Annotated in this window: 18 protein-coding genes and 1 tRNA gene; 13 read left to right on the top strand and 6 right to left on the bottom strand. The window is 36.7% G+C overall.

Features of this window, described 5'->3' with window-relative positions:
- Positions 1–352 precede the first annotated feature (352 nt).
- The 8 genes from ACL9RH_RS23830 (at position 353) to ACL9RH_RS23795 (ending at position 12212) form a co-directional block, all read left to right on the top strand.
- Complete coding sequence (locus ACL9RH_RS23830; RefSeq protein WP_422695815.1) at positions 353–1678, top strand: sigma-54-dependent transcriptional regulator; 1326 nt, start codon at positions 353–355, stop codon at positions 1676–1678.
- Between the two features lie 437 nt (positions 1679–2115).
- Positions 2116–3810 (top strand): potassium-transporting ATPase subunit KdpA, encoded by a 1695-nt coding sequence (kdpA, locus tag ACL9RH_RS23825; protein WP_422695814.1) that lies wholly within the window; start codon positions 2116–2118, stop codon positions 3808–3810.
- A gap of 172 nt (positions 3811–3982) precedes the next feature.
- A complete protein-coding gene (kdpB, locus tag ACL9RH_RS23820; RefSeq protein WP_422695813.1) occupies positions 3983–6022 on the top strand; it encodes a potassium-transporting ATPase subunit KdpB in 2040 nt (679 codons plus the stop codon).
- A 10-nt stretch (positions 6023–6032) separates the two neighbouring features.
- The gene (gene kdpC / locus ACL9RH_RS23815) at positions 6033–6590 is read left to right on the top strand and encodes a potassium-transporting ATPase subunit KdpC (protein WP_422695812.1); all 558 of its coding nucleotides are present in this window, start codon (positions 6033–6035) and stop codon (positions 6588–6590) included.
- Between the two features lie 243 nt (positions 6591–6833).
- Positions 6834–8204: an outer membrane beta-barrel protein gene (locus ACL9RH_RS23810; RefSeq protein WP_422695811.1), complete on the top strand. Its 1371-nt coding sequence runs from the start codon at positions 6834–6836 to the stop codon at positions 8202–8204.
- A 34-nt stretch (positions 8205–8238) separates the two neighbouring features.
- Complete coding sequence (locus ACL9RH_RS23805) at positions 8239–9324, top strand: porin (protein ID WP_422695810.1); 1086 nt, start codon at positions 8239–8241, stop codon at positions 9322–9324.
- A 57-nt stretch (positions 9325–9381) separates the two neighbouring features.
- Entirely contained in the window at positions 9382–10491 is a 1110-nt protein-coding gene (locus ACL9RH_RS23800; RefSeq protein ID WP_422695809.1) for a sensor protein KdpD, read from the top strand.
- A gap of 5 nt (positions 10492–10496) precedes the next feature.
- A complete protein-coding gene (locus ACL9RH_RS23795; protein WP_422695808.1) occupies positions 10497–12212 on the top strand; it encodes an ATP-binding protein in 1716 nt (571 codons plus the stop codon).
- 82 nt (positions 12213–12294) lie between these two features.
- Here the strand turns inward: ACL9RH_RS23795 and ACL9RH_RS23790 are convergent, their stop codons facing one another.
- Together ACL9RH_RS23790 and ligA are read right to left on the bottom strand one after the other, a co-directional pair.
- A complete protein-coding gene (locus ACL9RH_RS23790) occupies positions 12295–14595 on the bottom strand; it encodes a T9SS type A sorting domain-containing protein (RefSeq protein WP_422695807.1) in 2301 nt (766 codons plus the stop codon).
- Between the two features lie 201 nt (positions 14596–14796).
- A complete protein-coding gene (gene ligA / locus ACL9RH_RS23785) occupies positions 14797–16803 on the bottom strand; it encodes an NAD-dependent DNA ligase LigA (protein ID WP_422695806.1) in 2007 nt (668 codons plus the stop codon).
- A 326-nt stretch (positions 16804–17129) separates the two neighbouring features.
- Here ligA and ACL9RH_RS23780 point away from each other — a divergent pair, with 326 nt between their 5' ends.
- The 5 genes from ACL9RH_RS23780 (at position 17130) to ACL9RH_RS23760 (ending at position 23830) form a co-directional block, all read left to right on the top strand.
- A complete protein-coding gene (locus ACL9RH_RS23780) occupies positions 17130–20222 on the top strand; it encodes a carboxypeptidase regulatory-like domain-containing protein (RefSeq protein WP_422695805.1) in 3093 nt (1030 codons plus the stop codon).
- Between the two features lie 127 nt (positions 20223–20349).
- Entirely contained in the window at positions 20350–21096 is a 747-nt protein-coding gene (locus ACL9RH_RS23775) for a glycerophosphodiester phosphodiesterase family protein (protein WP_422695804.1), read from the top strand.
- Between the two features lie 177 nt (positions 21097–21273).
- Positions 21274–21987, top strand: coding sequence for a 3-ketoacyl-ACP reductase (locus tag ACL9RH_RS23770; RefSeq protein ID WP_422695803.1), 714 nt, complete (start codon positions 21274–21276; stop codon positions 21985–21987).
- Between the two features lie 150 nt (positions 21988–22137).
- Complete coding sequence (prmA, locus tag ACL9RH_RS23765; protein WP_422695802.1) at positions 22138–22965, top strand: 50S ribosomal protein L11 methyltransferase; 828 nt, start codon at positions 22138–22140, stop codon at positions 22963–22965.
- A gap of 19 nt (positions 22966–22984) precedes the next feature.
- Positions 22985–23830: an SH3 domain-containing protein gene (locus tag ACL9RH_RS23760; protein ID WP_422695801.1), complete on the top strand. Its 846-nt coding sequence runs from the start codon at positions 22985–22987 to the stop codon at positions 23828–23830.
- A gap of 80 nt (positions 23831–23910) precedes the next feature.
- Here the strand turns inward: ACL9RH_RS23760 and ACL9RH_RS23755 are convergent, their stop codons facing one another.
- From ACL9RH_RS23755 to ACL9RH_RS23740, 4 genes are all read right to left on the bottom strand, one after another.
- Positions 23911–24465 (bottom strand): cysteine hydrolase family protein, encoded by a 555-nt coding sequence (locus ACL9RH_RS23755; RefSeq protein WP_422695800.1) that lies wholly within the window; start codon positions 24463–24465, stop codon positions 23911–23913.
- Positions 24466–24471: 6 nt separating this feature from the next.
- Positions 24472–25752 (bottom strand): MFS transporter, encoded by a 1281-nt coding sequence (locus tag ACL9RH_RS23750; RefSeq protein WP_422695799.1) that lies wholly within the window; start codon positions 25750–25752, stop codon positions 24472–24474.
- A gap of 60 nt (positions 25753–25812) precedes the next feature.
- Positions 25813–26412 (bottom strand): TetR/AcrR family transcriptional regulator, encoded by a 600-nt coding sequence (locus ACL9RH_RS23745; protein ID WP_422695798.1) that lies wholly within the window; start codon positions 26410–26412, stop codon positions 25813–25815.
- A 188-nt stretch (positions 26413–26600) separates the two neighbouring features.
- Positions 26601–26674, bottom strand: a tRNA-Arg gene (locus ACL9RH_RS23740).
- Positions 26675–26676 lie beyond the last annotated feature (2 nt).

The raw sequence follows: 26676 nt of genomic DNA, 5'->3' as shown, positions 1-26676 counted from the left end.
TAATGTATGAGATTTTTTTTGTTATATATACTAAAGAACTACTATATAATCAAAGTATGGATAATGGATAAACTTATCTATCATACAGTAATGTGTGAGATTTTTTTTTGTTTATATACTGAACATAAAATATGATGTTTGACTACGTCTAGCCCCGATAGCAATGGTTACCCCACAGCAAGATTGGGAGATAGGATCTGGAAGGGAAAGCATGGAGCGAGGAGTATAAATGGATAGCGGGATGAAGCTCTTAAATTTCAACAGATATTTTTAAGAAACTATTTCCTTCTATAACCCTATTTTACTCGAATAAATTCAATAAGTTTGTACTAGTTTTCCAAAAATAATGATAATGTCCGGAAACATTCTGATCATCGATGATGAGATCAAGCTCCTTAAACTATTGGGGATGATCCTTTCCCAAGAGAATTTTAACGTGAAAGAAGCTTCTACAGCACGTTCTGCAATGACAATGCTGGAGCAGTACGATTTTGATGTTGTGCTAAGCGATGTTCGTCTTCCTGATGCCTTTGGTGTTGAGCTTGTAAAATCAATCAAGTCTAAATATCCTTATCTTGAAGTCATTTTGATGACAGCATTTGGTAATATTACAGATGCAGTTCAGGCTATGAAGAACGGCGCTTACGATTACCTGGTAAAAGGTGATGATAATGATAAGATTATTCCGCTGGTGTACAAAGCTCTGGATAGAGTGAAAGATAACAGATCAAAGATTGTTCAACAAATTACTGTATCAAAAGGATTTGACCAGATAATTGGTAAGTCTCCGTCTATATTGCAAGCTAAGAAATTGGCGGAAAAAGTAGCTTTAACAGATGCCGCAGTGCTTTTAACTGGCGAAACGGGCACTGGAAAAGAAGTTTTTGCGAATGCTATTCACGAAAAAAGTGAAAGAAGTAAAAATAACTTCGTTGCGATCAACTGTTCTGCATTCAGTAAAGAGATTCTGGAGAGTGAGCTGTTTGGTCATAAACAGGGATCTTTTACAGGCGCTTTAAAAGACAAAAAAGGTTTAATTGAGGAAGCAAACGGAGGAACGTTATTCCTTGATGAAATTGGAGAGATGGCGATCGAGCTTCAGGCAAAACTTCTTAGAGTTCTTGAAACCAGGGAATTTATCAAAATGGGAGAAACAAAAGTTTCTAAATCAGACTTCCGATTAATTGCCGCTACCAACAGAAACCTTGAAGAAGAAATCAAACAGGGAAATTTCCGGGAAGATCTTTATTTCAGGCTGAATGTTTTCGAAATTACCCTTCCGGCACTTCGTGAGCGTAAAGAAGATCTGAAAATGCTGGCCAAAAATTTTATCGACCAGTTTTCCCATAAATTGCACTTACAATCCATCGAAGTAACTCCCGACTACTATAAAGCCCTTGAAAAAAATGATTGGAAAGGGAATATCCGTGAATTGAGAAATGCTATAGAGCGCAGCCTTATTTTAATGGATAATAATATCCTTGACGTTGACAGCCTTCCTCACTATTCGGAAAAAAATGTTGAAGAATGTGATTCTTTAAGTATAAGATCCTTAGAAAAAGTTCATATCCAAAAAGTATTGCAATACACCAAGGGAAATAAAGCAGAAGCGGCCCGCTTACTGGAAATTGGGATTGCAACCTTATACCGTAAATTGGAAGAATACGGATTGAAATAAACCATTTATCATTTTAATAAAGAGCCTATCATTTTGATAGGCTTTTTTGTTTTTGGTATGGTTTGGTTTTTAATTTAATATATTGGTTGTCAGTTGTTTGTGTTGTTTTTTATTCAATTGGACTTTAATTTGGCATATAGTCATTGAATAAAATATTTAAAAATGACAACTTCAAGAAAAACGTTCAAAAAACGGGAGCATTCTACTATTAGTCTGCTGATTGTATCGTATGTATTATTTACTCTTTTAACCTTAATGATCAAGATATGATGCTTATAAGTTTAGTTCTGCTGTTTGCAGTGCTGTTTTGGCTTTTATATAAATCAGTTGAATTTTTTGATAGAATATAAATTATGTGGAGTTTATTTTTCCTCTCAATACTTGCCTTTGTGTACATCTGTTATGTTTTAATGAAACCTGAAAAATTTTAAACGGTCATGAATACAGAAATTTTAGGCATTATAGCAATGTTTGCTATTACATTAGTTATTGGAATATTTTTAGGTAAATACATCGCTAATGTTTACGGATACAAAAAAACTTTTCTTGATCCGGTTTTTGTACCGATTGAAAAGTTGATCTATAAAATATCGGGAATTAATCCCAACCGTCAGATGACTTGGAAGCAGAATATGTATGCCATGCTGACGATTAACCTCGTTTGGTTTGTTATAGGACTTCTTATCCTTTTGAATCAGGCGTGGCTTCCTTTAAATCCAGACGGAAATCCCAATATGTCACCTGATCTTGCTTTTAATACGGCAATTTCATTTTTGGTAAACTGCAACTTACAGCATTATTCGGGGGAGACAGGAGTGAGCTATCTGAGCCAGATGTATCTGATGTTCTTACAGTTTGTAACAGCAGCGACAGGAATGGCGGCAATGGCTGTTCTTTTCAAAGCTTTTAAAGAAAAAACAACTACAGAACTGGGTAATTTTTATGATTACTTTACCAAATCAATGATCAGAATCTTACTTCCTGTAAGTATTATTGTTGCCTTTATTCTTTCTATGAACGGAAGTCCGATGACTTTCCAGGGAAAAGATCATATTACAACATTGGAAGGGCATAAAATTGATGTTTCCAGAGGACCTGTAGCTGCATTTGTAGCCATTAAACATCTGGGAACCAATGGAGGTGGATTTTTCGGAGCCAACTCAGCGCATCCCCTTGAAAATCCTAATTATATAACAAATATGACAGAAATGGTTACCCAAATGATCATTCCGTTTGCATTAGTTTTTGCATTAGGTTTTTATCTAAACAAAAGAAAGCTTTCCTGGGTGATCTTTACGGTTATGACTGTCGGATTCCTGGCACTTACCATTCCTAATATTGTTAATGAGACAGGAGGAAATCCTTTAATTACAAAGATGGGAGCAGATAATAGCCTCGGAGCTATGGAAGGTAAAGAAATCCGCTTTGGAAGTGCAGCATCCGGTTATTGGAGTATTGCAACCACTGTAATCTCTACAGGTTCTGTAAACGCGATGCACGACAGTACAATGCCTCTTTCGGGGATGAATGAACTCCTTGCCATGATGATCAACTGCTTCTACGGAGGTTGTGGCGTAGGTATTCTGAACTATTTCATTTTTATCATTCTCGCCGTATTCATAAGCGGTTTGATGGTAGGACGAACCCCAGAATTTATGGGTAAAAAAATTGAAGCCAAAGAGATGAAAATCGCAATGATCGTTGCTTTATTTCACCCTTTCTTAATTCTTGCAGGAACAGCTTTAACTGCTTACTTACCAGAGTTTGGAGCAAAAACACTAAATAACCCAGGTTTCCATGGTTTCAGTGAAATGCTGTACGAGTTTACTTCTTCTGCAGCCAACAACGGATCAGGTTTCGAAGGGCTTGGTGACAATACTCCGTGGTGGAATATCTCAACAGGAATCGTATTGCTACTTTCAAGATTTATTCCAATTATCGGTCCTGTAGCGATTGCTGGTTTATTAGCACAGAAAAAATATATCCCGGAAAGTTCAGGAACACTGAAAACCGATACAGCAACTTTCGGATTCATGACACTGGCGGTTATCCTTCTTATTGCTGCGTTGTCTTTCTTCCCTGCATTGACCTTAGGACCTATTGCAGAGCAGATTCAATACTTCTCTAAATAAATATGAACATTAAAAATTAAGATCAATACACAACCATTAAGGAAACTGAAGAAATTAAGAAGCTAGTCTGACACTTACTGAAACGTTCACTTTAATATTTTCCATTCCTTATCAATTTAGTTCACCTTGATGGTTCTTATTGATTGACAATGATATAAACTCTTTCAAAAAAATGAAAAATCAATCACAAACATTATTTCAGAGAGATTTGGTAAACGAAGCCATCAAACAGTCCTTCGTAAAGCTGAATCCGAAAATTATGTTTAAAAATCCAGTAATGTTCCTGGTGGAGATCGGAACTATTGTCATGTTTATCGTAAGCATGTTCAGCCTTACTGGTGATAAATCCCAAGGAAGCTTTTCCTATAACTTTTTAGTATTTATTATTTTATTTTTCACGGTTCTGTTTGCCAATTTTGCTGAAGCTATTGCAGAAGCCAGAGGAAAAGCGCAGGCCGATACCCTTCGAAAAACAAGAGAAGAAACTCCCGCGAAACTGGTAGTTGAGAACAAACCTGGATTTCAGGTAGAAACAGTTCTGAAAATGTCTGCTGAAATGACATTAGGTGATATTTTTCTATGCGAAGCCGGAGATCAGATTCCAATGGATGGTGAGATTATTGAAGGGCTTGCAACCATTGACGAGTCTGCCATTACAGGAGAAAGTGCCCCTGTGATCCGTGAAGCAGGAGGAGATAAAAGTTCTGTTACAGGAGGTACAAAAGTACTTTCAGACAGAATAAAAGTAAAAGTAACTACCAAACCGGGAGAATCCTTCCTGGATAAAATGATTGCCCTTGTAGAAGGAGCATCAAGACAGAAAACACCCAACGAAATCGCATTAACTATACTTTTAGCAGGATTCACTCTTACATTTATTATTGTTACCCTCACTTTAAAGCCCTTTGCAGACTACGCGCAGACTCCGATTACTATAGCGGCATTTATATCTCTTTTCGTTTGCCTTATTCCGACAACAATCGGCGGTCTGCTTTCTGCAATCGGAATTGCGGGAATGGACAGAGCACTGAGAGCGAACGTCATTACCAAAAGTGGAAAAGCCGTAGAAACAGCAGGTGATATCGATGTGCTTTTACTTGATAAAACAGGAACAATTACTATTGGAAACCGTAAAGCGACACAATTTCACCCTGCACAAGGAATTCAGCTTGATGAGTTTATTAAAGCATCAGCATTAAGTTCGGTAGCAGATGAAACTCCGGAAGGAAAATCTATCATAGAACTCAGCCAGCTTAAATCTGAAGATCTGTGGGTTTCTAATCCTGTCTACATCGACTTTACAGCCGAAACCAGAACTTCAGGGATCGATTTTGAAGAAACAAGAATCCGTAAAGGAGCTTACGATACAATAAAAAAACTGACTGAAAAAGCAGGGAATATCTTCCCACAGGAAACGCAGGACGCAGTAACCAAAATATCTGAAAATGGAGGAACTCCTCTCGTGGTAGCGGTTAATGAAAAAGTATGGGGAGTTATAGAGCTTCAGGATATCATTAAAACTGGAATCCAGGAACGTTTCCAAAGACTTAGAAAAATGGGGGTGAAAACCGTAATGGTGACAGGAGATAACCCATTGACTGCAAAATTCATTGCAGAAAAAGCAGGGGTGGATGATTTTATTGCAGAAGCCAAACCTGAAGATAAAATGAATTACATCAAAAAAGAACAGCAGGAAGGAAAACTGGTAGCCATGATGGGAGACGGTACCAATGACGCGCCGGCCTTAGCTCAGGCTGATGTAGGAGTTGCCATGAACAGCGGAACCCAGGCAGCAAAAGAAGCTGGAAATATGGTTGACCTTGATAACGATCCAACAAAACTGATCGAAATTGTGGAAATCGGGAAACAGTTACTGATGACAAGAGGAACCCTAACAACTTTCAGTATTGCGAACGACGTTGCGAAGTATTTTGCCATTATTCCGGCACTTTTTATCACTTTCATTCCTTCGCTTCAGAAGCTGAATATTATGAATCTTCATAGCCCGGAAACAGCCATTCTTTCAGCGGTAATTTTCAATGCGATCATTATTCCTTTCCTGATTCCGCTAGCGTTGAAAGGTGTAGCTTATAAACCGATTGGTGCAAGTGCATTATTAAGAAGAAACCTGTTGATTTACGGTTTGGGAGGTGTCATTGTTCCTTTCATTGGGATCAAGCTTATTGATTTGGTAATCAGTTTATTCTATTAAAATTTAAAAAATGAAAAATCATATTGTTTCAGCATTCAGGCTGACTGTTGTAATGCTCGCTGTAGTAGGAATTTATCTGGCGATTGTATACATAGGTGCAAAAGTTTTACCTACCCAAGGAAATGCAGAAATTATTCATTATAAAGGACAAAAATTCTATGCTAATATCGGACAGGAGTTTAAATCCGAAAAATATTTTCACGGCCGCCCTTCTTCGGTTAACTATAATGCAGCAGGTAGCGGGGGAAGTAACAAAGGACCAAGCAATAAAGAATATCTGGACATTGTACAGAAAAGAATTGACACGTTGAAAATAGAAAATCCGGAGATGGGAAATACCCAAGTTCCTGTAGAATTGGTTACGGCAAGTGGAAGTGGCCTGGATCCTGACATTTCTGAAGAAGGAGCTTTGTATCAGGCAAAAAGAATTGCCAAAACGAGAAACATTTCAGAAGAGCAGATTAAAAGCTTAATCAATAATCAGACGGAAAAACCTTTCTTAGGATTTTTCGGGCCTTCAAAGGTAAATGTTCTGAAGCTTAATATCGCTTTGGATCAGATAAAATAAATTCAATAGACCTTCAAAAAACTCTTTTCAATACGTTGATTTCAACAGTCAACAAAAGAGAACTTCAATAGAAAATGAATTCTGTTTTCTGACCTTCTGAACTGTAAGTTGTAAAAAGATCAAATTAAAACAGCTCTTATTTTTTAATCCAAAAACTACAGATTACAGGATTCATTTTTTCAATATCAAAGGGAAGCGTATTCCACATTACTCAATTAATACATTATCATCAACATTTATATAATGAAATCAAAAACTTTTCAAGCAGCATTTTTTCTTGGATTTAGCGCATTAAGTCTTATGAATGCTCAGGAAATAAAAAAAGACTCGGTAATTGCTCAGCCTAAAGATTCCTTAGTAGCAAAAACGGATTCAAAAATTCCTTTTGACGGATACGATTTGACATGGATCAACGGACAGAACCGCCAAACGGATTTCCCTTTAACTTTAAAAGATAAAAATGGAGAAACTATACTTACGGGGGTAACTTATGTGGATGCTTACTACAATTATGATTTTAACCGTCCCAAAGATAATACTCATACGATTTCCGCAGCGATCGGACGTTCCAATGAAGTAACCATCAATATGGCCAGTATTGGTTTGGAAACCAATTATAAAAATGTGATAGGGCGTTTATGGCTGCAGTTTGGTCAGATGGGATCTATTGTTCAGGATCAGGACGGAACGCTGAATCACGGGAAAAATACAAGCGGAAGCAATTTAAAATATATTCGTGAAGCTGCAGCTGGGTATCATTTTAACGTAATGCACGGGTTAAACGTAGAAGCAGGTATTTTTATGAGTTATATTGGTCTGGAAAGTTATGTTCTGGGAGAAAACTGGAACTATCAGAGAAGTTTGGTTTGTGATTTTACACCTTTTTATTTTCAGGGAGCCAGAATTCAGGCGTATCCTTCTAAGAAATTCAAAACAGAAATTTGGGTGCTGAACGGATGGCAAACTTACAACTCCTGGAATACAGGACTAGGATTGGGAGTTTCCAACTATTACCGTCCTAATGAAAATTTACAGCTTGTAGCCAATTTTTATCTTAACGGACAGGATACCAGAAATAACCCTGGAGTACGAAGATTTCACCATGACCACAGTATTGTAGCAAGATATTATAAGAATAAAGATAGCGATGGATTGTCGCAGGCGGCTTTCAGTATCAACAACCACTATGGCTTTCAGAGTGGAGGAGGGATAAAAGCTAAAGACAACTACATGATCGGTACTTCTGTGGCCAACAGACTTTGGTTTCACCACAACAAAATAGCTTTAACTTTAAGAGCAGATGCCGTTTCCAATCCGGGAGCCTATTTAGCATTTACTCCATCACCTGTTGCTAATAATGATTTCAACGATGCTATTGCTGCCGGAGAAAAACTTAAAATGTTCCAGGGAACCGCAACGGTTGATATTATGCCCAATCAATTTGTTACCTTCAGACTAGAATATGGATTCAGAAAAAGCAATATTCCGTATTTTGCAGGAAGAGAAGGAACTACAAGTCCAGATGGATGGATCGATACTCCGGTAGATTCCTGGAGACCCGATCTGAGAAAATCAGACAGCAGATTTACCCTTGCGGTAATGTTTAGGCTGTAATAATATCACTGATGAAATAACGATCAAAATAACTATGAAAAAGTATATTGTTATCGGAATCCTATTAGGAATTTTCTTTCCGAAGGCTCAAATGTCTGATTCCGTAAAACAAAGCCCCAAAATAAAGTTTTCTGCTTATGCAGAACTCTTCTATACCTACGATTTTAATGAACCTTCCAATCATATTCGCCAAAACTTTCTGTATTCTTATAACAGACATAATGAAGTAAATCTTAACTTAGGCTTAATAAAAGCATCTTATGAGAGTGAGAGGCTTCGTGCTAATTTGGCTCTCATGGCAGGAGTTTACGCACAGGATAATCTGACGGCAGAGCAAAACACGTTGCGTTATGTAAATGAAGCCAACATTGGAATCAAGGTTTCCAAAAATAAAAATTTATGGATCGATGCGGGAATTATGCCTTCCCATATCGGTTGGGAGAGTGCTATAGGAAAAGATAATATCAACCTGACACGAAGTTTGGCCGCCGAAAATTCGCCTTACTTTGAAACAGGTGCCAAAATATCTTACACTTCAGATAGTGGAAAATGGTTTTTAAGTGGGCTGGTGTTCAACGGTTGGCAGAGAATTGCGAAGCAGGAAGGAAATCAAAGTCTTTCTTTCGGTCATCAGGTGACGTACAAACCTAATGATAAAATAACCCTAAACAGCAGTTCATTCATAGGAAATGATAAACATAAGGATGATAAAAGAATGCGGTATTTTCACGATCTGCATGGAATTTTTCAGCTGACAAAAAGATTTTCTACTGTACTAGGATTTGATGTAGGAGCAGAGCAGAAAGCAAAAGGAAGTGAACAGTACAACATCTGGTACACTCCGAATATTCTTATGAAATATCAACTGGCTGATAAATGGGCACTTGCCGGAAGACTTGAATATTACAATGATAAAAACGGAGTTATCATCAATACGCAAACTCCTAATGGATTTCAAACTTTCGGATATTCTGTGAATGTAGATTATACCGTAATGAAAAACGTAGTATTCCGTACAGAGGCCAGAGGTTTAACTTCCAAAGATGCCATTTTTGTACATAATGACCAGATGAAACAGGGAAACTTTTTCATTACCACAAGTCTTGCAGTTTGGTTTTAGTAATCAATTCAGACACAGAGAAAAGTGTTTAAAGTAAAATTAAAAAGGATAAAATCAATGTCATCAGCAAAACATTTTTTAGAACTCATTCAGAAATCCCGTAAAGGGAAATTCAAAATCTATATCGGAATGAGTGCAGGTGTGGGGAAAACCTTCCGTATGCTTCAGGAAGCCCATTCTCTGCTAAGAAACGGCATTGATGTAAAGATTGGCTACATTGAAACCCACGACCGGGAGGAAACGGTAGCCCTTGCAGAAGGAATTCCTGAAGTGGCTAGAAAATCAGTCTTTTACAAAGGAAAAAGTCTGGAAGAAATGGATCTGCAGGCCATCATCAACGAACATCCGGAGGTTGTTCTTGTAGATGAGCTTGCCCATACCAATGTAGAAGGATCTAAAAATAAGAAACGCTGGCAAGATGTACTGGAAATTCTGGATAACGGAATAAACGTCATCAGCGCAATGAACATCCAGCATATAGAAAGCTTGAATGAAGAAGTAAAGAAAATCACCGGAGTAGAAGTTTCAGAACGTGTTCCGGATAAAATTCTTGCTATGGCAGATGAAGTGGTGAATATAGACCTTACCGCAGATGAGCTTTTAACAAGATTGAAGGAAGGTAAAATTTATAAAAAAGAAAAAATACAGACGGCACTCAGTAATTTCTTTCAAAGCGGACATATTCTGCAGCTTCGCGAGCTTGCCCTAAAGGAGGTGGCAACCCATGTGGAAAGAAAAGTGGAAACTGAAATTAAAACCGAAAATTTTAAACCTATAAAGTTTTTGGCGTGTATCAGCAGCAACGAGAAAATTGCTAAAACCATCATCAGAAAAACTGCAAGATTAGCCAGTTATTATAATAGCCCGTGGACTGTTTTATATATTCAGAAACCGTCAGAAAATCCTGAAAAAATAGCACTGGATAAGCAACGGTATTTGATTAATAATTTTAATTTAGCACAGGAATTGGGCGCAAAAGTTGTCCGTATCAAAGAGAGCAGTGTTCACAACGGAATACTGGAATATGTGATTGCTCATAATATCACTACAGTCTGCATTGGTAAACCCCATGCGAGATTCTGGCATCGTCTGTTGGGATATAGCTGGATTTATACCCTGATGAACAGACTGAATGAAAGACAGGTAGATATTATTATTTTATCTTAAAAGTAATGAAACTTAAAACGAAACTTACCTTAGGCGTGGGCCTTTTATTTCTGCTGATTGTTCTGCTTTCGGTGATCGGTTCTGTATATATTAATAAGCTAAAGTCTGATACAGAAAAGATCCTTACGGCCAATTACAACAGCCTGGAGTTTTCTAAAAATATGCTTTTGGCACTGGATAACATCAGTACAGACAGTGCTATTGCAGTAGCCGATTTTCAGAAAAACAACAAGCTGCAGGAAAAGAATCTGACCGAATTTGGAGAAAAAGAAGCCACCCAGAAACTGAACCTACACTTCAACAGCTATCTGAAAGAGCCTAGCAACAGTAAAGAAAAGCTCATCAGAGAAGATCTGGCAAAAATTATGTCTTTAAATATGAAAGGCATAGAACGCAAGAGTGATATTGCCATCATCACAGCAGAAAATGCAACCTTTTGGATTGTCAGTTTGGGAACTGTATGTTTTCTGATTGCTTTTACGCTGCTTTTCAATCTGCCCCAGACCATTGCAGAACCTATTAATCAGCTTACGTTCAGTATCAGACAGATTGCCGATAAAAATTATAGTGAAAGAGTTCATTTTAAAGGAAGTGAAGAGTTTAGCAGCCTTGCAGAATCATTTAATGTGATGGCAGAAAAACTGCAGGAATATGAAAGTAGCAGCCTTTCTCAACAGCTGATGGAGAAAAAAAGAATTGAAACTCTGGTGAATAATATGCATGATGCGGTTATTGGACTGGATGAAAATCATTTTATCTACATGATCAATGATGAAGCCCTGAAAATTACGAATCTCCGTAAAGAAGAAATTATAGGAAAAACCGCTCATGAAGTGGCTATCAATAATGATCTGATGCGCGAGCTGCTTAAAAATATAGATCATCCCATTACAGAACCCATTAAAATAGTTCGGGAGAATAAAGAAAATTATTTTGAACAGGATATCATCCCTATCAACATTGTAAAAACTGGAGAAAAAGAGAAAAAATACATCGGAAAAGTAATTTTGTTGAGAAATATTACACCATTCAAAGAGTTGGATTTTGCTAAAACCAATTTCATCGCCACTATTTCTCATGAACTGAAAACTCCAATTTCTGCAATAAAAATGGGCGTACAGCTGCTTGGAAATCAAAAGTTCGGAGCATTGAATGAACAGCAGCAGGAATTGTTGAAAAGCATCAACGATGATGGTCAGCGCTTGTTGGATATCACAGGAGAGTTATTAAATCTTTCTCAGGTAGAATCTGGAAATATTCGATTAACGATAGAAAAATGTTCTCCCAAAGAAATCGTACAGGCCGCCGTAAAGTATGTTGAAAAACTGGCCGAACAGAAAAATATCTCCATCAGTACAGAATATCTCCTTGAAGACAACGATTTTGTAGCAGCAGATTTTGACAAAACGGTTTGGGTCATGAATAATTTTTTGACGAATGCCGTGAAACATTCTTTTCAGGATGAAGGTATACGGATTGTTGTTGAAAAACAGAATGCGCAGATTCAGTTTAGCATTACCGATACGGGAAGCGGTATTGATGAAAAATACCATCGTCAGATTTTTGACCGTTATTTTCAGGTTCCCGGAGAGCATCAGAACGGAACAGGATTAGGGTTGGCGATCTCAAAAAACTTCATAGAAAAACAACATGGAGAAATTGGGGTAAAGAGTTCTCTGAATAATGGAAGTACGTTTTACTTCAGACTGCCGGTTTTATAGATGATTTTCAACTTCTTTTACCATAAAAAAGCTGCGGACATCATTCGCAGCTTTTTTTATAAAATATTGTTATCCAATTGTTTTACTCTTTAATAAACTTCTGTACCATCATATTATCCTTGGTAAACATTTTTATAATATAGTTTCCTTTAGGCAAATAAGAGACATTCATAGAATTTCCTTTTATTCCTGTAGAAGTCACAATTCTTCCTGCTGCATCGTAAATTTCAACCTTAGTCACTTCACTTTTAGATTGGATAGATAAGGTTTCTTTTACCGGATTAGGATAAATACTTATTGAGCTTTTATCATTTTTCAGTTCAGAAATGGCTAATGTTGTTTCAACCGCAGTAGTAAAAGTATTGGTAATGATAGGCGCATTATAATCGAAGTAGATCTTAGCTGTATTACTGAAGCTGTTTCCGGCAACTAAAGTAGATTTTGTCTTGATCTTAAATGACACATATCCGACGTTATGAGTATCATCAAAAGGCAGCTGGATATTTTCGAAAATAAATTCAACTACATTTGGACTTGTCATTCTCGTGACAAAATTGTGACTGCCATTTAACGGAGTTAATGAAGATAAATCAAATTTGGTTGTATCAATTTCATCTTTCACCACAATATTCTGTGCATTGGCAGTTCCTGTATTTTCAAATCGGATCAGGTAATGAACATAATCTCCAACTTTAGTTTGGGCAATGGAAGTTCCTTCCAGACAGGTTTTATCATTAGGGTCAAAAGAATTGACAACCGTTTGGTTTAAGACAAAATTATTATCTGCAGGTGTTTCGTCTGTAGCTCCATTAATCTGGGCGGTGTAATGCAGAATATCACCGCCGTTTAAAGCGGGAGTTTGTGTTGGAGTATTTAATTTTAAAGTGACTGTGATTTCTCTCGCTTCAAAAGGCTGAAGATTGGTGTAGTTCCAGTTTAGAAGACCCGCGGATTGAGAGTCTGGAACAATGGTAGCATTTTGATAAGTTGTCAAATTATTATTATAATTAAAGGTAATATTTCCAGATTGAGATCCAGTTCCTTTGTTTTTATAGACGAGTTTATATTTTGATTCAAAACCAGGCCTTGCAGCTGTTACAGGAATAAGAGTCGTTTCCAAATCATTATGATTTCCATTAGCAGTCAAACAAAAGTTTTGGGTAAGAGGACTTGTTTGTGTGGGAAAATTAACTGTAAAACTTGCCGGAGAAATATTGAAATAAGCAGGGTTTTCGAGAACCGGAGTTATTGTATGAGTGCCTGCTTGTACTGGAATAGAATAGTTTCCTGAAATATTGGCAATCATACTTCCCGTGGTTCCTGAACTTGTAATGGTGAACTTCTGAAAAGCTTTAGTGGGATCATTGGCATCACATCCGTTATTATTGCTGTCAACTTTTGTATTACCCTGGATTTTATAGAATGTTCCTCCCGGAGTAAATGAACAATAAGAGTTGACAACACAAGAACTTGTAGCGGGTAAAAGTGAATTCACAGAATTTATTTCAAAATCATCGGCGCATATATAAACAAGATTTGGCGTGCCCGTGAAGCTTGAACTGTAATTAGGACTAAAATTATTAATACCGTTTTTAATAAATAAAGACTGTAGGTTGGGATTCATATCACATCCGAAAGTGATGAGCTGCGCGTTTTGAGAAAGATCAATGGTTGTAAATTTATTATAAGTACAATTTAATGTTTCCAGCTTTGAAAAAGAACCAAAGTTAAGAGCGATAAACTGATTACCTGCAATACCCAAAAATTTTAAATTAGGTGTTTGGTTTAAAGGAAGCGTCTGAAGTTTGTTTGAAGTTAAAGTCAGGCTGTTAAGGTTAGTATTATTGTTTAAATTTAGCGTATACAATTGACATTGTGTTATATTTACTTCGTATAAGTTATTCAATCCCGAAAGATCAATAGAAGGAATATTACTAAAGAAAATATCCAGATCATGCAACTGACTACATCCCTGAAGGTTTACCGATGAAAGAACATAACATCTGCTGATGTTGAGATCATACAATGTTGTATGATTACTAAGATCCATAGATTGTAATAACGGAAAACTATCTATACTAAGCTTTTGAAGGTTGGTAAAACTTTTTATCCCTTCCGTTGAAACGACGTTATTAAAAAGAGCAGCATAATTAGGCATATTATACAAATCAAAATTTAATTGACTGATGTTGGCTGCTTCAGAAAGTTGAATTTCTCCGTCATGATTACTGTCAATAATCGTATTACTCCCATAAATGTCTTTTGCCATATAAGGGATATTAGCAACCAGTAAGCTTTTAAAATTAACATCAGGAATATTAATAATCTGTGATTGAAGCACAGAAAATATAGTTATGAGAATAACTGAGTAAAATTTTTTCATGGATTAGTTTATTGAGTTTTAGTTTTTTTAGTATTTGATTATAAATACAAAGCAAATGTAATCTTTTAGATGAATAATTTATTATTTTTTTTAAGCGTTGATATATTGTTGAATCTTAGTTTTTTATAGAATAAATTATACAAAAAAGGCTGTGGAATTTATCACAGCCTATATCAGTTTTACAGATTAAATTATTATTTTTTATTGTTTTTCAATCAGATCCAGAAACTGCTGTTCATCAAGAATGACAATGGTTCCGATGTCCTGCGCTTTTTTCAGCTTGCTTCCTGCTTTTTCTCCTACCACAAGATAGTTGAGGTTTTTGGACACTGCAGAAATATTTTTTCCACCGTGCTTTTCTACCATTTCTTCTGCCTGTTCTCTCGTGAATAAAGAAAGTTTTCCTGTGAATAAGAAAGCTTTTCCTTCCAGAACATTTGACAAAACTTCATTGGTACTTTCTCCTTTTTCAAGCTGTACTCCGTAAGACTTTAAACGCTCGATCATCAGAAGATTTTCTGTATTTTGGAAAAACTCAACAATGCTTACTGCAATTTTAGCCCCGATGTCTTCAACCTGGCAAAGTTCCTCAGCGGTAGCATTTTTCAGATCTTCTATCGTTGGGAAGTTTTTTACCAGCTTTTTGGCAACCGTTTCTCCAACATGTTTGATCCCGATTCCGTATAATACCTTTTCAAAAGGGATTTCTTTAGACTTTTCAATTCCGGTAATGATGTTCTGAGCAGATTTTTCCGCCATTCTTTCCAAAGGAAGAAGCTGCTCTTTTGTTAAAGCATAAAAATCAGCCGGGTTTTCAATTAATTTCTCCCTGTACAGTTGTTCAATCGTTTCACCACCCAGATTTTCAATATTCAGAGCTTTTCTGGAAACGTAATGAATCATTCTACCCACCACCTGTGGCGGACAATGCAGTTCGTTCGGGCAGAAATGAATTGCCTGATCTTCAATTTTTACTAATTCTGTACCACATTCAGGACAGTTTTTGATATACTCGATTTCCTTGCTTTCTTCCGTTCTTTTTTCGGTGTTTACTCCCACAATTTTGGGGATAATTTCTCCTCCTTTTTCTACATATACAAAGTCGCATTCATGCAGATCCAGCTTCTTGATGATATCTTCATTATGCAGAGACGCTCTTTTTACAATCGTTCCCGCTAGCAGAACCGGCTTCAGGTTAGCAACAGGAGTGATAGCGCCTGTTCTTCCTACCTGATAAGAAACACTTTGCAGCTCAGTTTCCACCTTTTCAGCTTTGAACTTATAAGCCATAGCCCAACGCGGAGACTTAGCCGTATATCCAAGTTGTCTCTGTTGCTGTAAAGAATTAACTTTTAAAACAATACCATCAATTTCAAATGGCAGATTATGACGTTCCGTATCCCAGAAAGTGATAAATTCCTTTACCTCATCCAGTGTTTTGCATAATTTGGCCTGCTGAGATGTTTTGAAACCCCAGCTTTGAGCCTTTTGAAGCAGTTCCCAATGCGTTTCTGCCGGGATATTTTCAGAAATAAACTGATACAGGACAGAAGATAATCCTCTCTTTCTCACCTCACCGCTATCCTGCATTTTCAAACTTCCACTTGCTGTGTTTCTAGGATTCATAAAAGGATCAAGGCCTTCTTCTTCACGGATTTTATTGATTTTGTCAAAGTTTTTTCTGGTAAGATAAATTTCTCCACGCATAAAAAATTGAGCTGGGAAATCGCCTTTCAACGTCAGAGGAATATCTGAGATTGTACGTACATTCGGTGTAATCTCATCTCCCTGGAAACCATCACCGCGGGTCACCGCCTGGGTAAGTTTTCCATTTTCGTAAAGAATAGAAATAGAAGCACCGTCATACTTCAGCTCAGCAACAAATTCAACGGGTTCATCAATCGTTTTGATGATTCTTTTCTCCCAGTCTTCCAGATCGTCAAAATCATAAGAATTATCCAGTGAATACATTCTGAATTTATGTTGAATCGTAGGGAATACCTTTGTAATTCCGCCTCCTACACGTACGGTGGGAGAGTTTTCATCATAAAATTCGGGATACTGGGCTTCCAGACCTTGAAGTTCCTGCAGAAGCATATCAAACTCAAAATCTGTAATCGTTGGAGTATCCAGAAGATAATAATTTTCGTTATGCTGGTGAAGCTCTTTGCGGAGCTGTTCTATCTTTTGTTGAATGTTTTCAGACATTGCTATTCTATCTTTTTAGCAAAAATAACTAAAGTAATCTCATTTAAAAAATAACAGAATTAAATATTACAGGAATATTAAAAATGTGTAATACCATCCAATAGACTGATTCTGTAGGGAATAAAGTGGATGTTTATAATAATTTAACATCATATTCCAATTTATTTAAAAAAATGTTAAAACTCCCTTAAACAGACGGCTCCTAAAGTCAAGATACCTTTGCACATCTTATTTAAATAAAACCTCTGCATTCAATAATAAGTCAGCATGATTACAGCAGAGACCCCTAATGACCATAAAAAATTAATATAAAGACTTCAGAAGAAATGAAAAAAGTAAAGATTGTACTGGGATTATTGTTTTTAGGACTTGGAACGATAGCTTACGCACAGACTACACAGGCATCTATTGTAGGGAAAGTAACCGGACCGGGAAGTACGGCTCAGGAAAAAGTGAAAGTAACGATTATCAATGAGTCTACCGGATTCAAAACAGAAACCCAAACCAATTCAAAAGGAGAGTATATCTTTAAAGAAATTCCTCTGGGTGGTCCTTATACTGTCATTGTAAATGACGATAAAAAAGAAGGTTACAATGTAAACTTCGGAGATCAGGTAACGGTAAACATGGATTTGAGTGGTGAAAAACACATTGAAGAAGTAAAAATTACCGGAAATCTTAAAAACAAGATCGGAAATCTTGGAGCGGCTACCGCTATTTCTGCAAAGAATATCAGTATGCTTCCTGTAAACGGACGAAATTTTGCCAATCTTGCCGAACTTTCTCCTTTGAGTGGAAAAAATGGAGGAACTTTATCAGGACAACTGGGATCTTCTACCAATTTTACGATCGACGGGATGACAGCTAAGAACCCAACGTCAGCAGGAGCGACTACCAGCCGAAGTGGTGCCCCTTTTTCTATTTCCATAGAAGCTGTGCGTGAATTTAAAATCATCACCAATCAATACGATGTTACCCTTGGAAGAAGTGGAGGAGGTACAGTAAGTGCCGTTACCAAATCCGGAACGAATAAATTTTCCGGAAGTGCGTGGGAATATTTAAGAACCAACTGGCTTTCCAGTCCATATGATATCAGAGGAAATAAAAGACAGAACGATTTCTCTACCTCTCAGTTCGGATTCTCATTGGGGGGACCTATCATCAAAAATAAATTACACTTCTTTGTAGCCTGGGATCATCAGTTGGATTCAAGACCTTTGATTATTGCTGATATCAAATCGCCGGATGATGAGAAGAGATTCAGTACTACGACAGCAACGCTAGACAAATTCTTAGATATTGCAAGAACGAAATATGGAGTAGGCAATACACCCCAGTTCGGAACTTTTGATAAGGTAAGAAACTCGGATGCTGCATTCCTGCGTTTAGACTGGCAGATCAATGAGAAACATTTGCTAACCCTTAGAAATAATTTTACTTATGATCTTAATAAAAACGGATTGATTGATAATACCAACATCAATTTCTTCGAATCGTACGGAAATGATAAAAACCTTGATAACAGTTTATTGTTAACTTTAAGATCAAATCTGCAACCTAATGTAACCAACGAATTAAAAGCTCAGTATCTTTACACATTCCAGAACAGTTACCAGAATGATGAATTAGGAAAACCTGTTCCGAGAGCTATTGTTGAAAGTGTTTCCTCTCCAGGCGTAGGATCTACCAATATTCAGTTCGGGGGGCACCGTTTTGGGCAGGAAAGCTTTAGAAACAATGTATTTCAGGTAGTAGATAATTTATACTACAATACTGATAAAGTGAAATATACTTTCGGAGCCGATTTAATGTATACTACGGCAAAATCGATCTACGGAAGTGAAGTGAACGGACGATTCCATTTCCAGGGAATGAGTAATTTTGAAGCGATGACTCCTTACAGATTTTATAGGGAAGTTCCTTTGGTGGCTGATCCTTCCGTAAGATCTAATATTTGGAATCTTGGAGTATACGGGCAGTTCCAGACCAAAATTGCAAAAGGTCTTGATTTGATGGCTGGTTTAAGATTAGATTATGGAGGATATCCGAAAGCAGAATTCAATCAGAAGCTGTATGATGAAATGGGAATCAGAACCGATAATAAGATCAAATCATTTGTTATCCAACCGAGATTTCAGTTTGACTGGAATATCAACGAGCAAAATAAAGACTTCGTGAAGTTTGGAGCGGGAATATTCTCTTCAGACATTAATAATTATATGATCATCAACAACCTTGTATTCGATGGTAAACATCTGGCTACTGTGGATGTCACTGGTAAAGATGTTCCGTTCCCGGATTTTATCAACTATAGAAATGATTATGGAAACGTTCCTTCATTGGCACAATATCAGATTCCAACGATTAACTATACTGGGAAAGATGCAAAAATTCCAATTATCTATAAGGCAAATATCTCCTATACCCACTTTTTTAACGAAAGATTCAGAGTAGGAATTGCAGGATATATGGCGCTGGGAAGAAACAACTATTACTATTATGACCGAAATATGGTGGGCAGCCCATTCTTCACTTTGGATAATGAGGGTGGTAGAGGAGTCTTTATTCCAACAAGTGCAATTACCAATAATGACAATAGTAAAACAGTAAGTTTTGACTGGAAGAAGGGAAGAATAAACAACAACTTCGGAAGAGTACTTGAACTTGTAAGTGATGGTAAGGTAAATCAATTCTCTTGGGTAGTGGATACAAGTTACCGTTATTGGAAAGATGGTGAGATTACAGCAAGTTACACATGGTCTGATATTAAAGATAATACTTCTTACAATGGAAACGTAGCGAACTCTGCAACACTTTCAACTATGATTCAAAGTGATCCTAGAGATTTAAGAATGACGTATTCTGATAATCAGTTCAGAAACAAAGTGGTTATCTATGGTAACTCACCTACTGTGGCCGGATTTACTTTAGGTATCAGATATTCAGGACTTGGAGGGACGCGTTTCTCTGCAACGGCAGGAGGAAATATCAATGGAGATTTCGTAGATTCTAATGATCTTGCGTATATCTTCCCAAATATTGCCCAAACTATTTTGGATGATCCGCAGGTGGGACAGGCATTGAAAAACTATATCAGCGAATACAACGGCAAAATTGCAGAACGTAACGGTGGTAAAAACGGGTTCTTCGGTGTTTGGGATGTACGTGTTGCAAAGAAATTGAAATTTGATAAAGTAGGAGCATTTGAATTATCAGTAGATATTTTCAACGTAGCCAACCTCCTGAATAAAGAATGGGGAGTAAACAAATCGTATGGAAACACTTCTTTATACAAAGTAACCAGATTCAACCCGGATACCAGACAGTTTGAATATGTGAAAAATGTCAGCGGAAACGGTCTTACTCCTTTGTCAGGAAACCCATACCAGATCCAGATCGGAGCAAAATATACTTTTTAACAGAAAAGACTGAATATTTTAAACCACAAAAGCTTTTATTAATAGGACTTTTGTGGTTTACCACTTTATTAATACTTACCTTTATCAAAAAGTTCCCGAACTTTATTTTAATTATCTAAATTATATTATGAAAAATTTTATCTTAGGGTTAGCAGTTTTAAGTACAGTTTTGATGAAAGCACAAACCCAGATCATAGCACACAGAGGATATTTCCAGGCTCAGCCTCCTACAACGGAAAACTCTATTAAATCTTTAGAAAATGCCCAGAAACTAAAAGTATACGGGTCTGAGTTTGATGTAAGAATGACAAAAGATGGAGTATTGGTCATTAACCACGATGAGCATCATGGGAATATGGAAATTTCTGACGCTACTTTCAAAGAACTGGAAGCGGTAAAATTATCTAATGGAGAAAAATTTCCAACTTTAAAAGATTATTTGAAGCAAGGTAAAAAAGATCCTTCCGTAAAACTGATCGTAGAAATAAAGCCTGCTAAAACTCCGGAAATAGAAAACGAGATCACGCAGAAAACAATCAAAATGATCAAAGACATGAAGCTGGAATCTCAAAGTGAATTCATCTCTTTCAGCCTGAATATCTGTAAAGAAATTAAAAAACTGGCACCTTCTTTTAAAGTACAGTATCTGAACGGAGAATTGTCGCCGGAGCAGATTAAGAAAGAAGGATTGGATGGTTTAGATTATCATTACAGTGTCTTCCAAAAGAATCCAACCTGGATTTCAGAAGCTAAAGCATTGGGACTTATCACAAATTCCTGGACGGTAAATGATGCTGCAGTATATGATCAGTTAAAAAATCAGGGTATCGGTTTTGTAACCACCAATATTCCTGAACAACTGAAGAATAAATAATAGGTCTATTCATTATTCATACAAAAGTCTGTCTTTTCATAAAAAGGCAGACTTCTTTTTTTAAGGATAAGTATCTTTTAATCTTTCCAAAACCATTAAAAAACTATTAAATATCCCTCTGTAATCTTCCGTAAAAATGTTCTTTCGTAACTTTGTATAAAGAAAAGTATAATCACTATGAATATAAATGGAAAAAATGCCATCGTAACAGGTGGTGGAAGAGGATTAGGTAAAGCTGTAGCACTGGCTTTAGCCCATGAAGGAGTAAACGTTGCTATTACAGGAAGAAATGAAGAAAACCTTAAAATGACCGTTGAAGAAATTAAAAGATTAGGGGTAAATTCTTCATACGCAGTTTTCTCAGTAGACAATGAAATTCAGGTAAAAGCGGGAATTGAATCTTTAGCAGAACAATTGGGAGGAATTGATATTTTAATCAACAATGCAGGGATTGGAGATTTTGGCTCCATTGAAGAAATGCCTTCCGAAACTTGGGAGCAGGTCATTAAGACCAACTTATTCGGAGTATATTATGCAGCAAAAGCAGCGCATCCGTTCATGAAAGCGAAAGGAGAAGGTGATATTGTAAACGTAGCCTCTACGGCAGGATTAAAAGGAGGGCCTAATATGTCAGCGTATGCCGCTTCAAAAGCAGCCGTTGTTTCTTTATCTCAATCGATGATGGCAGAATGGAGAAAACAGAATATCCGCGTTATTACCCTTACTCCAAGTACAATTGCTTCAGATATGAGCATCCAGGGAGGGCTTACAGATGGAAACCCTGATAAAGTATTACAGCCGGAAGATTTCGCAGAATGGGTAAGAGATATTTTGAAAATGAACAGAAGAGCATTAATTGCCAATGGTTCTATTTTCTCTACCAATCCATAAGAATTTGAAATTTTTCAACGATAGAATTCAATATAGGCGGGCTTTGGTCCGCTTTATTTTTTGTATATTTTTATAAAGCTGTAGCCAAAACTTATCACTTCTATTTTTTTAGCAATAATAACATTAGTATTTTTGCAGCAAATTACTCATATGCAAAATTATTTAGAATTCAATTTCAAAATTTCTCCATTACAACCTTGGAATGAAATTTTAATGGCAGAACTTATAGAAATAGGTTTTGACAGCTTTACAGAAGAAATTGATGGAATTTTAGGATATATTCAGACCGATTTATTTCAGGAAGAGCAATTGAAAGCACTTCCCATCTTTGAAAATGAAAATGTAAAGATTGAATATTCTTTCGAAGAAATGCCGAACATCAACTGGAACGAAGAATGGGAAAAGAATTTTTCACCCATCAATATTGATGATAAGGTGTTGATCAGAGCCGAGTTTCACGAATCTGTACCGGGAATGCATGAAATTATTATTCAGCCCAAAATGTCTTTCGGAACAGGGCATCACCCAACCACTCACCTGATGATTCAACAGATGATGGATCTTGATTTAAAAGATAAAAAAGTGTTGGATATGGGATGCGGAACTTCTGTATTGGCGATTTACGCAAAACAGCAGGGAGCAGGAGATACTAAAGCGATTGATATTGATGAATGGTCTGTAGAAAACTCAAAAGAGAACGCTGTAAGAAACAATGTAGAATTGGATATCGAGCAGGGAACAGCGGATAACTTGGGCAAAGAGAACTTTGATGTTATTTTGGCCAATATCAATAGAAATATTCTGATCTCAGATATTCCAACCTATGTATCTGTGTTGAATGAAGGGGGAAAACTATTGTTGTCAGGACTTTGTTTCTTTGATGTTGCGGATATTCTGGAAGTATGCAAAGAAAGCGGCCTTGAACTGAAAAAACAGTTACAACGTGAAGAATGGGTGAGCCTTCTGCTTGAAAAATAATAAAAAACAAACAACAAATATGAAAACTTTATGGACCGCTTTCTTTTTACTGCTGCTGCAATTTTTTACAGCACAGGAGAATGAAGTATATGCAGATGGTGTTTTTGGGTTTGAAGAGAATAAAGCCCAGAAGATTTTTACAGATTGGACGAGGGTAAGAAAATCACCGGATGCGAACTCACCGATTTTAGATTCATTGCAGACCAATCAGTCCATAATGATTCTTAAGAAAGAAGAAACCGTTCCTGTTCTACAATTGGGAGAAAGAAAGGCCAATTGGTATAAAATTTCTTATCAAAAAGGAGCCGTAACCTCTGAAGGATATGTTTGGGGCGGAAATCTTTGTGTAGGATATCGTAACAAGAATGGATATGATTTTCTTTTTGGGCTGTTCAAAACCATAAATAAGAAAAGTAAAGGATCGGATGGCTTCGAAAAGCAGAACATTGCAGGAATAAAAGCCATGGAAGGAAATACTCTGATTGATGAGGTGTATTTTGATACCGGAAAAGGAGAGGAGCTCAACAGTGGAGGCTTCAATATCGAAAGCGGGCATAAACTTCAGAATGTCGAATTCACTCTAAGAGCAATGGTTTCCGGTGATGCCTGCGGTATTGCCACTTACGATCAGTATGTTCTTTTTAAAGACAAAAAACTGATTGCTCTTCCACAACTAACCAATATTATAGATGCTGGAGTATTTTATCATGATGAGCGCTATATTTTCCCCAATGATAAAGGAGGAATTCCCAATGCATTTATCTTAAGAACGGAAGATATGGAGGTAGATGATAAAGATCGTGAGAAGAAAAAAAACTCTTCTAAAACCTATCTCTGGAACGGAAATTCATATAAGCTGAAATAATCTTTTTATTAAAAATAAAAATCCCTCAAAGCTATAATTTTGAGGGATTTTTTATGGATTTAAACTTACTTACCTTACCTTTATTTTACCCAGTTATTTACTGTAATCACTTCAGCCTGTCTTGGGAAAACCTTATTCATCAGTAGTTGGTGTACTTCTTCATCTCCATCTTTACAGCAATCTTCAATGATCGTAAGGGTATAATCTTTATCCGCTGCTTCTCTTACTGTAGACAGAACAACACCACTGGTAGAAACCCCTGTTAAAACAAGATGCTGAATGTTCAATCCTCTTAATACAACTTCAAGATCACTTCCTGTAAAAGCACTGATTCTCCTTTTAGTCACTACAATATCCTCTTCTTCAGAAGCAAGCTCAGGATGAATCATTACCCACTCTTTCATATTAACATCCATCATATGCTGTTTTATTGAAGAGAATATTTTATTAGTGGCACTTATTTCTGGCATTCCCTGTCTGAAGCCGACTGTAACATAAATGATGGGAATCTGGCGGGCTCTAGCCGTTTTGATCACTTCCTGTGTCTTGGAAATTAAAGATGCTGCGTCAGATAAGGTACCTAAAATTGATGACTGCATATCCATCACCAATAATGCTGTTTTTACTTTTTCCATTTTTGATTATATTTTATTAATGAATTGCTCCTCAGATTCTTCTAGCAGTTGTTCATCAACCTTGCGCGTTTTATGATATTTAAATAATAATTTTCTGAAAATAATAGCGATTAAAACACCTGCAATACCTTCCAATAATAAGGTTTGAGGAGCTCCAATCTTTTCTGAAATAAACCCGATAAGTACACTTCCTAAAGGCAGCATTCCAAAAATAGCAGTCAGTAAAATACTGATCGCTCTGGATCGCATTTCTGGGATCACTTCAGATTGTACAATAATATTGCAGGTCGTAAACTGGGCTACACCTCCTAAACCTGTAAGAGCTGCGAAAAACATAGACCAGTAAAAGTTGGTAGCATAAGAAAAACATATTAACCCGATGCTGAGAATGACTGTGCTCAAAATAAGTATGTTTCTCATAGAAGCTCCTTTCTTCATAGAAGCCAGGAATACTGTTCCAAGCACGGCTCCTATTCCTATGAAACTGGATATGTAGCCGAAAGTTTTTGCATCTCCTTTAAAAATTTCTTTAGCATACACCGGAATTAATGTATCATAAGGTAGGACCAGAAGACCTGTAATTCCCAACATGATAATAACCAAACTTATGGATGGTTCTTTTTTAAGATATTTGAAACCTTCTGCCAATTCAGTGAAAGTTCCTTTTTTATTAGATTTTTTTTGAATGACCTTTACTTTCATCAGAGAAATGGAAATCATTACAGCTGCAAAACTTGCCGCATTAATCAAAAAACAGGTTCCCGCTCCAAATTTTTGTAATATAATTCCGGAAAGGGCAGGGCCAGCTAATTTTGCGATACTTGCCATCGCCGCACTCAGAGAAAGCGCACTTGGGAGATCTTCGTCCTCAGTCACCACTTCATTGATCATGGCCTGACGGGCGGGAATATCATAAGCATTGATGATTCCAAGAAAAACACTCAGTATCAGAAAGCTCCATATATTTTGGTGTCCTGTCATCACCAGAAATGCCAATAACGAGGCCTGAATTAACGATAAAATTTGAGTGATCTGTATAATTTTATAGCGATTGTACCGGTCTGCAGCCACCCCTCCGAATGCTGAAAAAAGAAAGGAAGGAAACTGTTCAGCAAAAATGGTGAGCCCAAGCATGAACGGAGATTGAGTCATACTGTAAACGACCCATACTACTGCTGTACGCTGCATCCATGTTCCGAATTGAGACACAGAACGGCCAAAGAAATATAAAGTATAGTTAGTACTTCTGAAGGCCCGAAAGGTGCTTATATTACTAAGTTTGTCCATATTTTAAAAATAAACTTTTTGACAAATAATGTAAAATTGTCAAAATTGAGATAAAAAATTTTAACGGATATGTTTAATAACCATAGAGGTCAGTGTATTTACTGTTGCCTGTAAGTTTTCAAAATTATTCTTTAGACCCATTTCTCGCCTTATTCCTCGGATACTGCTCTGTAGAATAAAGATAATGGTTTCCTGTTCTTCAATCGAAACTTTTGGGATGTCTCCTTCATTACTGCTTGCTGCAAACAGCTTAAGGAGAAGAGTTCTTTCTGCTTCCATCATTCGGTTGTGTGCATCGGTAATGTGTTTGGATTTTTCTTCATTATCCATACCTGCCTCTATAGCTCGGAAAAATGAAGATCTTTCTTCCGATGTTTTTACTTTAGCCAAACAAAACTCCTGAATTTTCCCTTCGAATGTGTTCCTTTTCTTCATATTGAAGTCAATTTCAGTAATAACTTCCTTGATTAAATTTTCCAGGACAGCCTGAAAAACTTCTTCACGATTCTTATAGTAATAATAAATTGACGTTCTGCTTTTGCCTAAAGCTTTTGAAATATCATCCATCGTTACTTTCTTTAAACCATACTTCAAATATAGCCCTGAAGCGGTCTCCAGGATTTGTTGTGAAAGTTGATCTTGTTCTGTATGAGATGACATTTGTTGAAAATATGGATACAAAAATAAATCATTTTTGACAAAAAAACAAATTGTGTCAAAATGATAATTGGATTTCTCTGCTTTAGGGATCTACTTTTTGATTAAAATAGAGAATATAGTAGCAAGACATAGAACGATTATAATAAATATAAACAAAAAACCTCACAATTTTTATTGTGAGGTTTTAGTGAGCGCGAAAGGATTCGAACCTTTGACCGTCTGCTTAGAAGGCAGATGCTCTATCCAGCTGAGCTACGCACCCAT

The sequence above is a fragment of the Chryseobacterium sp. Mn2064 genome (assembly GCF_049319685.1).
In the GTDB taxonomy this organism is placed as follows: Bacteria; Bacteroidota; Bacteroidia; order Flavobacteriales; family Weeksellaceae; genus Chryseobacterium.
Note: the sequence above shows the minus strand (reverse complement) of the source record. Positions and strands in the feature narration are given on the sequence as shown.